At 71.3% G+C, this 13467-nt stretch carries 10 protein-coding genes; 1 reads left to right on the top strand and 9 read right to left on the bottom strand.

The annotated features are described in order from the left end of the window. The 8 genes from AC069X_RS04535 to AC069X_RS04500 form a co-directional block, all read right to left on the bottom strand. Positions 1 to 606 carry a GNAT family N-acetyltransferase gene (locus tag AC069X_RS04535; protein ID WP_478724992.1) on the bottom strand — a complete coding sequence of 202 codons (606 nt, stop codon included), beginning with the start codon at positions 604 to 606 and terminating at the stop codon, positions 1 to 3. 1 nt (position 607) lies between these two features. Next, entirely contained in the window at positions 608 to 2275 is a 1668-nt protein-coding gene (locus AC069X_RS04530) for an AMP-binding protein (protein WP_478724990.1), read from the bottom strand. Beyond that, positions 2268 to 4274 (bottom strand): class I tRNA ligase family protein, encoded by a 2007-nt coding sequence (locus tag AC069X_RS04525; RefSeq protein ID WP_478724988.1) that lies wholly within the window; start codon positions 4272 to 4274, stop codon positions 2268 to 2270. The genes AC069X_RS04530 and AC069X_RS04525 overlap by 8 nt, the downstream gene beginning before the upstream one ends. After that, positions 4271 to 5329 (bottom strand): NAD(P)/FAD-dependent oxidoreductase, encoded by a 1059-nt coding sequence (locus tag AC069X_RS04520; protein ID WP_478724986.1) that lies wholly within the window; start codon positions 5327 to 5329, stop codon positions 4271 to 4273. Before AC069X_RS04520 ends, AC069X_RS04525 begins: the two co-directional genes overlap by 4 nt. Then, on the bottom strand, positions 5326 to 6645 hold the full coding sequence (locus AC069X_RS04515; protein ID WP_478724984.1) for a lysine N(6)-hydroxylase/L-ornithine N(5)-oxygenase family protein: 1320 nt from the start codon (positions 6643 to 6645) through the stop codon (positions 5326 to 5328). The genes AC069X_RS04520 and AC069X_RS04515 overlap by 4 nt, the downstream gene beginning before the upstream one ends. Positions 6646 to 6785: 140 nt before the next feature. Beyond that, on the bottom strand, positions 6786 to 8024 hold the full coding sequence (locus AC069X_RS04510; RefSeq protein WP_478724982.1) for an MFS transporter: 1239 nt from the start codon (positions 8022 to 8024) through the stop codon (positions 6786 to 6788). A 522-nt stretch (positions 8025 to 8546) separates the two neighbouring features. Continuing rightward, positions 8547 to 10025, bottom strand: a complete 1479-nt coding sequence (locus AC069X_RS04505) for an ABC transporter substrate-binding protein (RefSeq protein WP_478724980.1) — start codon at positions 10023 to 10025, stop codon at positions 8547 to 8549. A gap of 4 nt (positions 10026 to 10029) precedes the next feature. Further along, positions 10030 to 12030 (bottom strand): hypothetical protein, encoded by a 2001-nt coding sequence (locus AC069X_RS04500; protein ID WP_478724978.1) that lies wholly within the window; start codon positions 12028 to 12030, stop codon positions 10030 to 10032. A gap of 326 nt (positions 12031 to 12356) precedes the next feature. On the opposite strand from AC069X_RS04500, the gene AC069X_RS04495 reads away from it, so the two are divergent. Further along, positions 12357 to 12587 (top strand): DUF6480 family protein, encoded by a 231-nt coding sequence (locus AC069X_RS04495; protein WP_478724976.1) that lies wholly within the window; start codon positions 12357 to 12359, stop codon positions 12585 to 12587. A gap of 139 nt (positions 12588 to 12726) precedes the next feature. Here the strand turns inward: AC069X_RS04495 and AC069X_RS04490 are convergent, their stop codons facing one another. Then, positions 12727 to 13323: a TIGR03086 family metal-binding protein gene (locus tag AC069X_RS04490; RefSeq protein ID WP_478724974.1), complete on the bottom strand. Its 597-nt coding sequence runs from the start codon at positions 13321 to 13323 to the stop codon at positions 12727 to 12729. Positions 13324 to 13467 lie beyond the last annotated feature (144 nt).

Below are 13467 nucleotides of genomic sequence, written 5' to 3'. Positions count from 1 at the left end.
TCAGGCTCCGGCGTCGGTGGTGAACGCCGCGAAGCGTTCCTTGCGGAGGGCGGGCCACTCGTCGCGCAGGATGCTGTAGTAGATGACGTCGCGCCGGCGTCCGCCGGGCATGTAGTTGAAGCTGCGCAGGACGCCTTCCTCGTGCGCGCCCAGCCCGGCCAGCCCCTTGCGGGCCACGGTGTTGAGCACGTCCGTCTTGAACTCGACCCGCTCGCAGCCGAGGACGTCGAACGCGTGGTCCAGCAGGGCGAGCTTCGCCGCCCGGTTGACGCCGGTGCCCCGCACGGCCGTGGCCACCCAGGACCAGCCGATCTCCAGCCTGCGGTCGGCCTTCGCCAGGTTGCCGTACGCGCTGCTGCCGACGATCCGGCCGCTCTCCCGGTCGATGATCGCGAAGACGTTGCGCACGCCGGTGAGCGTGTCCTTGATCGCGCTCTCCAGGAACAGGTCCAGCTCGCCGGGCGTCTCGATCCGGCTCACGAAGTATCGCCAGATCTCCTCGTCGTAGACGATGCGCTCGAACTCGGCGCGGTCGGTGACCCGGACGCGGCGCAGCTCGACCCGCTCGTTGGACAGGACGAGATCGGACAGGTTTTCCCAGCTCACGTTAGCTTCCTTCACATGGTGCGTACGCGGGTCCGGTCCCCGGTGCCACGATGACGAGGGGATCGTCCGCGGGGGGCGGGCTCGCGGCCCCGAGGGCCTCTTTGTAGACGCGGGACAGCTCGGCTTCGTAGCGCCGGTGGATGTCCCTGCGTTTGGGTTTGAACTGCGTGGTCAGCAGGCCGTTCTCCATCGAGAACGGCTCGGCCGCGATCACGAGTGCGTGGACGCGCTGCTCCGTCATCAGGCCGGCGTTGACCTCGGCCACGTGGCGGCCGAGTTCGGCGAGGTCCGGCTCCGCGGACGCGGGGGAGATCACCGCGGAGAGGAACTCCTCCCCGTTGCCGTAGAGCACGCAGCCGTGCACGGCGGGGTGCCGGCTGATCTCCTCCTCGACCAGCGGGGCCAGGATGTTGTAGCCGCAGCTGACGGTCAGGACGTCGTCGACCCGGCCGTGGATGTAGAGGTAGCCGTCCTCGTCGAGGGTGCCGACGTCGTACGTCTTCACCTCTCCGGTGGGCAGGAACATCTTCTCGTTGGTCCCCGGGGAGCACCACGTGTAGCGGTGGTTGACCGGGTGCCTGCTGCCGACGATCAGGATCCCGTCCCGGTCGAACCTCACCGTCTTGTTCGGCAGGACCTTCCCCACGCTGCCCAGGCGGAAGGCGCCGGGGTGGTTCTTCGCGACGATGCAGGTCTCGTTGAGCCCGTACCCCTCGAAGAGGGGCACGCCGCCCTCGTTGAAGAACTCCAGCAGCGTACGGCTCGCCGGTGCCGATCCCGTCCACAGGTAGCGGATGCGGCCGCCGAGCTCGGCCTGGATGAGGTCCCGGCGCTCTGCGGCGTCCTCGGGCAGCTCCCCCCGGGCCTGGAGTCCGGCCTTCACGCCTTCGTAGAACCCGGGGACACCCATGATGACGGTCGGTGCCGTCTTCCGTGCCGTGTCGAGGGCGCTGTCGGTGCGGGCGAGGGTCACGTCGTGGCCGTGGGCGAGTCCCGAGTAGATCCAGTAGCGCTGCTGGATGAACCAGCTGCCCAGGAAGGTCATCACGTTGTCGCCGTCGCCGTGGGCGAACATCTCCTGGACTTCGTGGAGGGAGCTGTTCACGCTGGCGACCGTGGCTTCCAGGCCCTTGGGGACGCCGGTGCTGCCGGAGGTGAACTTGACGGCCAGGATGTCCGCGGGGTCGTACCCGGCGTGGAAGGGGAACTCCCCGCACTCTCCCGCGTCCGGGACCTCGTCGGCCCACGCGGCGACGGCCGCCATGTCACGCAGCATGCCGCCGTCGTCCAGGCCCTCGGTGAACAGCAGGCTCAGGCCGTACTCCCGCAGCAGCTGCTGCGGGTCGAAGCGTCCGGGTTCGAACCCCGCGGTGACGCCGCCCAGCTTGATGACGGCGAGGTCGAGCAGCACCCACTCCAGGCTGTTGCGGGCCAGGATGCCGACGCGGTCCCTGGCCCGGACGCCGAGCGCGTGCAGGCGGCGGGCCACTCGGACGGCCCGGGCGTCCAGGTCGGCCAGGGTGAGGGAGCGCACCTCGTCCGCGTCCCGGTAGTACAGGCGGTGGCGGCTGTCGGTGTTCTCCACGAGCGACAGGGTGTTGACGACGTCGGTGATCGGGTCGCCGGCGGGGGCGGCGGCTCCCTGGGTGCGCGCGGTCATGTCAGACATCGGCGCTCCGCCCGGCGCCGGACGGGACGAAGAAGACCGCGTCGGCGAGCCCGATCTTCGTGCCGGCCGGCAGCAGCTCCACCGTGCGCGGCCACGTGGCCACTTCTTCCAGGCCGAGGGCCGCCGCCAGCCGGTCCGCGAAGCGGGGCATGACGGGGGCCGCGGCGCGGGCCAGGAGTCGCGCCGCGGCGAGCTCCAGGGCGACGGTGGTCCTGGTGTGGTCGTTCCAGCGGCCGATGCCGGCCACGGCGTACTCGGCCCCGGTGAACCGCAGGACGTCCTCGACGAGGCCGGTCAGCTCCTCGGCCGCCTGGTTGAGGGAGAAGCCGTCCTGACCGAGGCTGCGGGTGAGGGCGGCCAGTCGCACGGTGAGCCGGTCGAGGAACGCCGTGTGCTCGGGCGTCCACACCCCGGCGTCCGGTGCCAGCCCGTCGTACCGGTCGGCGATCCGCGTGCCCAGGTCGGCCAGCCAGCGCTGCCAGGTGCCGATCAGCGTGTCACCGAGCACGGCCTCGTAGACGGCCGGGTCGAAGTTGGTGCGACGCCCCTCGGGACGGGTGCGGGCGAGGAAGAACCGCACCGCGTCGACGGTGTCCGCGCCGAGGACGTCCTTGCCCCACACCGCGTGACCCCGGCTGGTGGAGAACTTCTCTCCCTCCAGCAGGTAGAACTCGTTGACGTGGTAGTCGATGTCCGGCTCCCAGCCGGGGTGGGCGAGCCGGTAGAGCACGGGGTAGAGCAGCGAGTGGTAGAAGCTGTTGTCGTACCCGAAGAAGTGGACGATCTTCCAGTCCTGCTGCGGCTCGCCGGCCCGCCAGTCCTGGCCCAGGCCGCGTCCCAGGGCCTCGATGCCGTGCAGGAAGCCGTACGCCATCTCGGGCCACACCCAGACGACCTGGCCCTCGGCGCCGGCCTCGGCGGGCGGCACGCCCCAGCCGGAGGGGTGCGTGAGGGGCAGGTGCAGCTCGGGCCGCGCGAAGACGCGGTGGGCGAGTTCGCGCAGCCGCGCCGGGACGCGTCCCAGGCCGTGGTGGGCTGCGACCGAGTCGGCGAACTCGTGCAGGGGGAGGCTGTGGCGGGTGGCCGTGCCGCGCCGCGGGGCCTCGCCGGAGCGCCGGGTCCGCGGGTCGGCCAGGTCGGCGCAGACGTTGGGCTCGCCGCACTCCTCGCAGATGTTGCCGCTCGTACCCGTCCCGCAGCCGGGGCAGCCGCCGCCGACCCCGACCTCGTAGAGGTAGTCGCCGGTCTCGGCGTCGAAGAGCGCGGGCGTCTCGCGCGGGGCCACCGCCTCGGAGGCCGCCACGCGGGAGAAGAACGCGCGGACGCCGTCCCGGTACGCCGGCTCCGCGTCCGTGGCGGTGTACTGGTCGGGCCGGATGTCCATCAGGGCCAGCGTCGCCGCGATCTCGGCCGAGAAGTGGGCGGCGGTCTCGGCGGGCTCGCGGCCGTCGCGCCGCGCCCGGTCCACCACGTAGCTCTGGTAGTCGTCACTGCCGGTGAGGTGCCAGGCATCGACCCCGTTCATGCGCTGGAAGCGGACGAAGGCGTCGGCGCCCAGGTACGGGCCGGAGAGGTGGCCGAGGTGGAGGTCGCCGTTGGGGGTGGGCGGGGTGGAGAAGACGAAGACCGGACGCTGCCCGAAGCGGCGGCGGTCCGCTGCCGCGCCGCCGGCCGCGCGGGCCGCGAGCGCGGGATCCCGCCAGTACAGGTCGAAGAAGACGAGGTCCTCCGTGCCCGTGTTCTCGACGACATGGGTTTCGAACGGCTCCAGCATCGCGACCGTTCCGGGTCCGACGGGGGTGCGCGCACCGTCGACCACCAGCTCGCCGGTGCCCTCGACGATGACGAAGACCTCCGTCTCGTCGTGCTGGTGCGCGTCGCTCCTGCCTCCGGGAACGACCCGGCCCCAGCCGGCGCCGGGGCCGAAGCCGTCGACCGTGCTCATGTCGATGCCGAACGCCTCGGACAGTTCGCCGGGGGTGAAGTGGCTGATTCTCACGCTGAGTTCCTTTGTGCCGTGCGGATGCGCAGTAGATCGGCGGCTTCGGCGGCGATGGCGGGGGCGAGGCGGTAGCCGGAGCCGTTGGCCGCACCGGCGAAGACGACGCGGCCGCTGTCGTCGAGGGCTCGTACGAGCGGTTCCCGCGCGGGGCTGTACGCGTCGCAGAAGACGCGGCCCGACGTGGTGCGGGCGGACAGGTCCGGCGCGTAGCGTGCGAGGACCGCGTGCGCCTGCGCCAGATCGGCCGCCGACAGCCCTACGGCGATCTCGTCGGGCTTCACGTCCCATTCCCGGGAGGTGAAGCTGAAGAGCCAGTGGCCCCGGTGGTGCAGCGGGAGCAGGAAGGCGTCCTGGTCCTCGAACACGACGGCGCCGTCGTGCGCTTCCGGCGCCTTGTCGACGTGCAGGGCGACGATCTTCTTCACCCGGGCTCCGAGCGGCTCGACCAGCGAGCGCCACGCGGGGTCGGCGAGCCAGGGCCCGGGGGCGAGCACGGCCTTGGCGGCGGTCAGCGTCTCGCCGGTGGAGAGGCGCAGCGTCACCTCGGACGGACCGGGCTCGACCGCGGTGACCGCCGTACCCTCGCGGAAGGCGGCCCGCGGGCGCAACCGCAGGGTCAGGGCTTCGGTGAGCGCCCCGGCGTCGGCGTACTGGCAGCCCCGGCCGGTCCAGACCGAGGTCCCCTCCGGCGCCGTGACCAGCCCTCCGGGTACGGACGGGACCGGTGCGAGGCCGGCGCGGCCGAGGTAGTCGCGCCCGACGGCCGCGGCGTCCGAGGAGAGGACGTGCAGGGCCAGCGGGTGGATGGGCAGGCCCGGTTCCGCGCCGAGGAGTTCCTCGTAGAAGGTCTGGCTGCGGTCCGCCATCTCGCGGACGCGCGGTGTGGCACCGCGCGGGAAGTGCAGTCCCGCCGACCGCCTGGTCGCACCGCTCGCCACGACGTCCCGGTCGATGACGGCCACCCGGCTCCGCGGCGCACGTGTGACGATCTCGCGGGCGACGAGGGTGCCGATGATGCCACCGCCGATGACGGCGACGTCGACGTCGGTCACGTCCGCACCTCTCGCGTCGTCTCGGGCAGTTCGCACTTGGCCGACCATTCGATGAACGAGTCCAGCTGCTCGTCGCCCCGGACGCCGCGGATCCGGTCTGCGATCCGCCGGCTCCGCCAGGCGATGAGGCTCAGGTTGCGGTCCGCCAGGCCGCGCTGCTGCGGGGCCGCGTTGTGGACGAAGATGTCGTGGCCGGCGGGGCCGTCCCACTGCACGGCGAAGTTCTGGTCGATCCGGTATTCGCCGTCCTCGCGCTCCAGGCGGTGGGCGAGCGGTTCGAGGACGCTCATCGGAGCGGGGCGGAAGCCGGTCGCCCAGATGATCACGTCGGCGTCGACGCGGGTGGCTTCGGCGGGGTGGTCGATGTCCCGGAGCTCCACGGACCAGGCGCCCGAGGCGTCCCGCGTGACGTCCGTGACCTCGCGGCCGGTCAGCAGCGCGACGAGGTCCGGGTTGTCCTCCGTGAACCGGTGGACGTAGACGCGCTGGTAGATCTCGCGCAGCGTGGCCTCGGAGATGCCGTCGCTGGTCAGCACGTGGTCCGCGTTGAGCTTCTGGCGGGTCGGCTTGTCGAGGAGGGCGAAGTGGTCCGAATAGCCGGGCATGTAGAAGTCGTTGGTGAACGGGGTGTCGTCGATCGGGAAGTAGTTGCGGCGCCGGGCGATCCAGGACACGCGCCGCGGCCGCTCCCCGGGCGGCCGGGAGATGAGGTCGAGGAACGCCTCCGCTCCCGACTGGCCCCCGCCGACCACGCACACGCGCTTCCCGCCGGCGTTCCGCGACTTCGCCACGACGTCGGAGACGTGGAACTGGTCGTCGCCGAGCAGGTCTTCGGCCAGCGGCGGGACCCAGGGGCTGGTGCCCACGCCGATGGAGACGTTGTCGGCGGTCACCGTCCGGCGGTCGGTCTCCACGACGAAGGTCTTGTCGAAGCCCACGGAGAGCACGCGCTCCCCGAACACGACGTTCTCGTTCCGCTCGCACGCCCATCGCAGGTAGTTGCGGTACTCCCGGCGGGGCATCGCGTCGAACTGCGCGTTGATGAAGTGGTAGATCCTTCCCTGGTCGTGCAGGTAGGCCAGGAACGAGAACCGGTTGGTGGGATCCGCGAGGCTCACCAGGTCCTTGAGCATCGACACCTGGAGCGTGGTGTCGGGCAGCTGCTGCCCGTCGTGCCAGGTGAAGGATTCCTTCTGATCGAGGAAGAGATTGGGAATCGCCTTGTCTCCGTAAAGGAGGGAAGCAAGGCTCAGATTCGCGGGGCCGACACCGACCCCGATGCAACCGTAGTGTTGGTCGCGTTTGTGCCCGTACATGGTGCTGATACTCCCTGAATAGTGAGCTCGCCGATCGGCCGAGGTGTGGCCTTGGGCATGCTCCAACCGCAGACCGACTTTTGGTGATGCCGGCCTGCAGGGCTGCGGAATTAGCTGCCGCTACAGCAACGCGTAATTGACTAGGAAAGCCGAGAGTCAGAGGTGGAGGTGTTTGGTTCCGACACCCTCTGACGAGAGGAGTCACTGTCGACGAGTTGGGGCCTTCGCGCTGCTGCGGCCACCACGGGCCGGACCGTCAGGCCGGCCAGAAGGAAAAGGACGGCGAGTACGGCCCATCCGGCCGTTCCATTGTTGATGACACCTGCCGTCATCAAAAGAGGACCCACCGCCACTTGGACGCTGGAACCGAGGTGAAAGGTCGCCAGGTATTCGACTCGGGAACGAGTGGGTGCCAGTCCGAAGGAAAGGCTCCACTGTCCGGCGGACTGGAACATCTCGCCGAAGGTGAGGAGGACGATGCCGGCCAGGAGCACGGCCGTCACCACGACCGGGGAGTCGAGGTACGCGGCCGCCGCGAAGCAGGCGCAGGACAGGGCCAGGGCGACGCTCGCCCTGCGCATGGCCGTCACGCCCCCGGTCAGCTTCTCCGTGCCCCGCGCCAGTCTGACCTGGAGCAGGATCGCGATCACGGTGTTGACCACGAGGAGGACCGCGACGAGCGAGTCGTCGGCACGGGTGTGCGTGGTGATCCACAGGGGGACGCCCACGCTGAGCAGGGCCATGTGGAGCAGCATCAGGGCGTTGACGCCCGTGGTGGCCGCGTACCAGCGGTCTCGCAGCGCCGGCAGGCGCAGCCGAGAGGTCTCACCCGAGGAACGTGCGGACCCGTCCGGGGGCCTCAGCCGCAGGAAGGCCAGCAGCGTCGCGGAGAGGACGAACGAGACGGCGTCGCCGATCATGATGGTCAGGAACGACGACCGGGTGCCCATCTGGATGGCGAGTGCCGCGAGCAGGGCGCCACCCGTGTAGCCCACGTTGTAGACGACCCGGAATCGGGCGGACATCGCACTGCGGTGCTCCTCGCCGACCACCTGCTCCACGAGCGCCTGGCTCATGGGCCGGGCCGACTGCTCCGCGATGCCCAGCAGTCCGGCGACGATCAGGAAGGACGCGAAGCCGTCCACCAGGACGTAGGAGGCGAATCCCGCGGCGCAGCAGAGATGGAGCAGGATGAGCACCGCCCGGGGACTCCACCGGTCGGCCAGTCTGCCGAAGGGAATGGGACCGAAGATTCCGAGCACACCTGCCACGGAAAGGCCGAGTCCCACCTGCACGGTGGAAAGACCCACGATCTTGGTGAAGAAGAGCGCCGACCCCGCCAGATAGAGACCGGTTCCGGTGGCATCGACAAGACCCACCAGCAGGAGTCCGGCGCCACTGCGATTGACTGCGAACCTGCGAAACCACGTTGCATTCACGCCCGTTTACCGATCATTATCGGAAAAGAGGGTACGCAACGGACACCCGCGACAAAGCGCGCGTCTATCATTAGATTATTCTCCCCGTCAAGCCCATGTCGCACTGTGTTTGATCACATGCCAGCGCGGTTTGAGCCAGCCCCCGTTGATCTTCGCCTCACCCTAAACGACTCCACTTGGTGCCCACAAGCATTTCTCGAGGGCCGCTAGAACCTCGGGCCGGCGGGCGGCCGGGTTTGCACCAGAGTCGCTCGAAGCGCCGCTGATCAGCGAAAAGACCGATCCCGCCCGCACGGGGGGCGGGGTGCGGACCGCCGCCGAGGAGGCGCGGACCGCGCCCGGGAGCGCCGGGGCCGCCGATTCCGCCGAACTCCCTTGCACGGCAAGGAAAGTGGTGCTTGCCTGCATGTGCGAGCGGGCCGCTTCCAGCTGATGAGCTTGGGGGTCGGCGCCCGGGTGCCGTCACCGCTCCTGCGGCGGCTTGCCCTCCGCCGCCGACACCTCGACGAACTCGACCTGGCCCTTGCCGTTGAGGCGCAGGACGGGGACGGCCTTGTTGCGCGGATTGCCGTTGTTCTGGAAGGAGATGAAGCCGCTGGCCCCGGCCACCTGCTGGGTGCCGTCCATCTGGTGGAACATCCGGGCCACCGCGTCACCGGCGACCTTCCCCTGCCAGCGTGCGGCCATCTGGATGCCGTGGGCCGCGGTGAGGACCGCGTCGTGGCCCATCAGCGCGCCGCCGTCCACGCGGGGATCGTGCGGGAACCACTGGTCCAGCAGGCCGCCCGGCTGGAAGTTCTTCGCCGACGGCGCGGACACCGCCTGCGGCGCGGAGCGGTACATGTCGGGGTGGGAGAGGCCCGTGTAGAGCACCTCGATGCCCGTCTCGGCGGCGTGGGCGAGCTGCTCGGGGCTCAGGTTGGTCGTGTCGTCCCCGGCGAACACGGTGAACTGCTGGTCGGTGCAGCTGCGGTTGGAGAGCGCGTCGAGGAAGTGCGTGAGGTGTCTGCCCCGGCCCGCGAAGTAGACGAGCTGCGGGCGCTGCTGGCACAACTGCCCGGGGATGTAGCGCAGTTCGTTCTGCCAGGCGCTGCTGACGGAGGAGTCGTAGGTCATCCGCTCGGAGACGAGCCGGTGCTTGTCGCCCTCCTGGAAGGCCTTGGTGAAGGCGGTGCCGAGGGTCGAGGCGTAGAGGTTTCCCTCCGCCACGTCCTGGAGGACGACGGCGGTGGCGACGCCGCGCCGTTTGAGGTAGCCGGCGGCCGCGTACGCCTCGTCCTCGTTGGTGGGGGCGATCCGTACGAAGCCGTTGATGCCCTGGATGTTCGTGGCGGTCATGGTGGCGCCGACCATGGCGATGCCGTTCTGGGAGAGGCGCTGGATGGCAGCGAGGTTCTCCTTGGTACTGGGTCCCAGGCCGGCCACCGCGACGAGCCGGTCGGGGGTGTCCTTGCGGGCGATCAGCTCGTCGACGGTGTGCTTCCACCGTGCGGACCTGCTGCCGGGGTTGGCTATCAGCAGGCGGATCTTGGGGGTGCCGGCGAGGTCGCCCTGGTTGTGCCGGTACTGGGCGAGGTAGGCGCCCTGCAGTTCGTGGCGGACGCCCTCGGCCGAGTTGCTGTCCTCGGCCGTGGTGGTGAACGAGGTGAGGTAGGCGACGCTGACGTACGGTTCCCTGCCGGCGTTGGCGAGGACCCTGCGGTTCTCCTCCTCGATCTTCTTGCTGACGGCGTCGAGGTGCGGTGCGAAGACGTAGGAGCCGTCGGTCACTCCGACGCACTCGTCGTCGGGTCCCTGTTCGACGACTCCGTCCCCGCACCTCGCCTGGCGTTCCTGCAGCCAGTCGGCCCCCAGCCAGAGCGCGGTGACCAGGACGACGGCGGCCACGGTGGCGAGGGCGACGCGGCGCACGACGTGCAGGGGCCATTCGAGTCTGGGCACGCGCTCAGCCCTCCCAGCCCGCGGTCTGGGGATCGCGCCAGTGACGGTACCGTTCCGACTCGTTGAACAGGGCCACGATGTCGTTCCTCCGCAGTTGGGACAGCTGGGTGTAGCCGTCGGCCATCAGGTCTCCCAGCCGCATGGCGGGGTCGGCGAGCGGATCGCTCCACACCCAGCGGGTCGTCACCAGGGTGTGGATCACCGACTCGGTGTCCATCACGCGCCCGGGCACGCGCCGCACGAGCCCGGCGAGGAGTTCCAGCGGTCCGCTGTCGGCGGGCAGGCGGTTCGGCGCGGCGGTGACCGCGTCGAGCTCGGAGATCCACTGCGCTGCCGGTACGGCGGTGAAGCGGCGCGCCAGGTGGGCGGTGACCTCCTCGGTCCGCCCGCGGGCGAGCTGGTGGTACATCTCCTGCACCGGTTTGCCCTCGTCGCGGTAGTACTCGGCGAGGAGTCCGTGCACGGCGTCCCACCTGTCCGGACGTGCAGCGAGCCGCCACAGCAGCAGACGGCGCAGCCAGGGGTGGAGTACGGGGACGACGGCGACGGGCCCGTTCAGCAGCCAGCGGGAACGGATGTCGCCGAACAGGGAATCGTCCGGGCTGAGGAGCCGGGTGGCGACGGAGAAGTCCCGGGCCGCCGCGCATTCGGCGAGCGTGGCGCGCTGGGTCCCGTCGAAGTCGCGCAGGAGGTGTCCGAGGGCGGTGTCGGCGAGGGAGGCGGAGTCCTCCCCGGCGCGCAGCGGCCGGTCCGGCAGGGTGCGCAGCCAGCGGTCCTGCAGGGGGCCCGGTTCCCGAGGGGGCCCGGCCTGGCGGAGTACGTCGAGTACCTGGTGGACGGCGCGCGGGAGTCCGCCGGTGAGGCGGTGCACGAAGGGGGTGAGCCGGGTCAGCGGGGCCAGGTCGCTGTTCCCGCCGAGCTGGAGTTCTATCCGGATCCGCACCTCGTCCAGGTTGAGGTCGCGCAGGCGCAACGGGTACCACCATGAGTCCTCGCTGTCGCGGGTCGGCCGATGGGCGTTCCAGTCGGCCAGGGAGGCCCGGTCGGGGCCCCGTAACCGCCAGGGCCAGGACTCGCCGGTGGCCGGGCCCCAGCGGGGCAGCCAGCGGTTGGAGCTGGCGACGACGGTCAGCGGGTCGCTCGCGTGCCCGGCGACGACCGTCTCGTCGTGCCGGGAGCGCAGCAGCAGGTCGAGGAAGCGGCGGCCGTACTCGGTGTGGGAGTTGTCGAGGAGCAAGAGGTAGGAGCGGGGCATGAAATTGCGGGCGGTGTTGCGTCTGAGGTCCTCCAGGAAGGCCGAGAAGAGGACGAGGTCGAGCCGCTCCTGCTGGTTCTCGTCGCCCTCGTGGCGCCAGAGGTTCAGCTCGACGAGGGCCTCCATGGGGTCCGCGCTGCGGGTCATGGCGTGGCGTCCGTACCACGTGGCCCCGGCGGTGAGCCGGCTGCCCGGTCTGCCGCCGAACAGTCCGGGCATGGTGCGGCGGCCCCGCCGCAGGGCGTCCTGGAAGAGGGCGTGCGCGGCGGTGGAGGCGCCTTCGGGCATGCCGACCGCGCCCATGGCCACTTCGAAGAAGGCGGCCAGGTAGTCGCCGTGCCGGGCCTCGTTCTCCTCCTGGAACTGGTCGAGCTGGCGGCGCACCGCGCGCCGGCCGTCGGGAAGGCTGCGCATGCGCAGCTCCTGGTCGGAGGCGAGCAGGCCGAGGCTGAGCAGCGGGAAATGGGAACGGCCGTAGCGCGGCAGTTTGCGTTCGAGCTGGCGGGCCAGGAGTCCGAGGGCGTAACGCGGCAGCAGGGACTGGGCCCCGCCGAAGTTGACGAAGGCGAAGGGGTAGTCGGGCCCGAAGTGCTCCATGAGGGCGCTGTGCGCCTCGCTGGCCCCGCTGCCCGCGGGGCCGAGGAGCACGGTCACGGGCCGCTCGGCCGCCGGGTCCTCCTTCAGGCACGCGTCGACCAGCGACAGGATGCCGCTGCGGCCCCGCAGGCCCATGCCCGTACCCGGCTCCATCACGTGTGATCCCCCCCGGGACGACGTTTCCGAGAAGTAGAGACTGCCATCCGGAGCCGGAGTCGGACAGGGGTTTCGGCCACCGGAAGGGTCCCGTTCCGCGACGCCCGTCCCACCGGTGTTCGCGGCCCCTGCCCGCGGGGCGTGCGGGCGAAGCCTTCCGGTTCCCGGGCTCCAGGAAACCGGCCGGGCGGTCCGGGAGGGAGGACCGGCCCGCGCCGACGTTCCCACCGGGGTGCCGCAGCGCGCCGCACCGGGCCCCCTCCGCCGTCCCGGAAGTCCCCCTCGTCAGGCATGCCGCTCCTGATTGCGGGGACACGCCGGACATGAGTACCAACAACCCGGACCCTGATCCCCGCACCACCCCCGGTCTGGAATCGGGCGGCTCGGTGCCGCCCGGTGAGACCCCGCCCGGCGAGGCGAGCACCGGCTCCGGTGCCGGGCCCTACCGGCCGCTGAAGCGCGGCTGGGGCAAGGGGCCGCTCGCGCTCATCGTCGCCCTGGCGCTCCTGGTGGCCCTCTTCTTCCTGGCTTACGGGATCGTGCTGGCCCTCTGAGCACGTGAGGCCGTCACCGACACGGGGGGGGACGGCCGGGGCCCGGCCGACCACCGCTGCCGCTGTCCTCGCGCCGCGCGCGACGCCCGCTCTCCGGCCGGCGTCGCGCGGCCCGGTCACGCCCACCGGCGCAGCGGGGTCAGGGCCGCTGCGGGGTCCAGGCCGGGTCGCGGCCGCTGAGGCCGAGCGTCCGGTCCAGCAGCGGAGCTCCGTCCGGTACGGGCACGACCGGCCCGAAGATCTCGCTCCGGCCCTCGTCGTCGACGGACGCCAGCTGGAAGGCGTACGTCGCGCGCAGCGCGGCCTCGTCGGGGGCGTACTCCTGGCCGGTGGCCCGGGCCAGGTCCCAGCCGTGCAGGACGAGTTCGTCGACGGCCACCGCGCCCGCGACATCGCCCGGCAGGTCGACGCCGCCCGCGCGGGTCATGCCGGTCCAGGCCGACGGGTCCTGCCAGGCCCCGGCCAGCTCGGCGAGGACCCGGGGCAGTTCCTCGCGCCACCCGGCGGGCAGGGCGGGCCCGGACGCGCCGGGCGCCGTGTCGGTGGCGGGGCCGAGGTCCTTGCGGGCGGCGTCCCGGAAGGCGGCGGCGAGGCCCGCGATGTGGCCCAGCATCCCGGCGACCGTGTAGCCGGGGCACGGCGTCGGGCCGTCGAGGCCGTCGTCGGGGACACCCGCCACGAGCCGGGCGACGACCCTGGTCTGAGGTCCGAGGCCGAGAGTCGTCTCTCCGGTCATCACTGCTGCTCCCTTCCGGCGCGCGGATGCGCGGATGCGCCGATGCGCCGACCAGCAGCGTAGACCGGTGTCGGGGCCCGGGCCCGGCGCAACGCGCGGGCCGCGCCGGACCGGTGGCAACGGGTCCCGGCCGCCCTGGGCGGC

Source organism: Streptomyces sp. NPDC043896 (assembly GCF_056435605.1).
Note: the sequence above shows the minus strand (reverse complement) of the source record. Positions and strands in the feature narration are given on the sequence as shown.

What these genes read in the sequence shown, in the direction of transcription:
- AC069X_RS04530 (WP_478724990.1), bottom strand. Translation starts at nt 2,275, where the DNA reads ATGTCTGACATGACCGCGCGCACCCAGGGAGCCGCCGCCCCCGCCGGC.
- AC069X_RS04515 (WP_478724984.1), bottom strand. Translation starts at nt 6,645, where the DNA reads ATGTACGGGCACAAACGCGACCAACACTACGGTTGCATCGGGGTCGGT.
- AC069X_RS04500 (WP_478724978.1), bottom strand. Translation starts at nt 12,030, where the DNA reads ATGGAGCCGGGTACGGGCATGGGCCTGCGGGGCCGCAGCGGCATCCTG.
- AC069X_RS04495 (WP_478724976.1), top strand. Translation starts at nt 12,357, where the DNA reads ATGAGTACCAACAACCCGGACCCTGATCCCCGCACCACCCCCGGTCTG.
- AC069X_RS04490 (WP_478724974.1), bottom strand. Translation starts at nt 13,323, where the DNA reads ATGACCGGAGAGACGACTCTCGGCCTCGGACCTCAGACCAGGGTCGTC.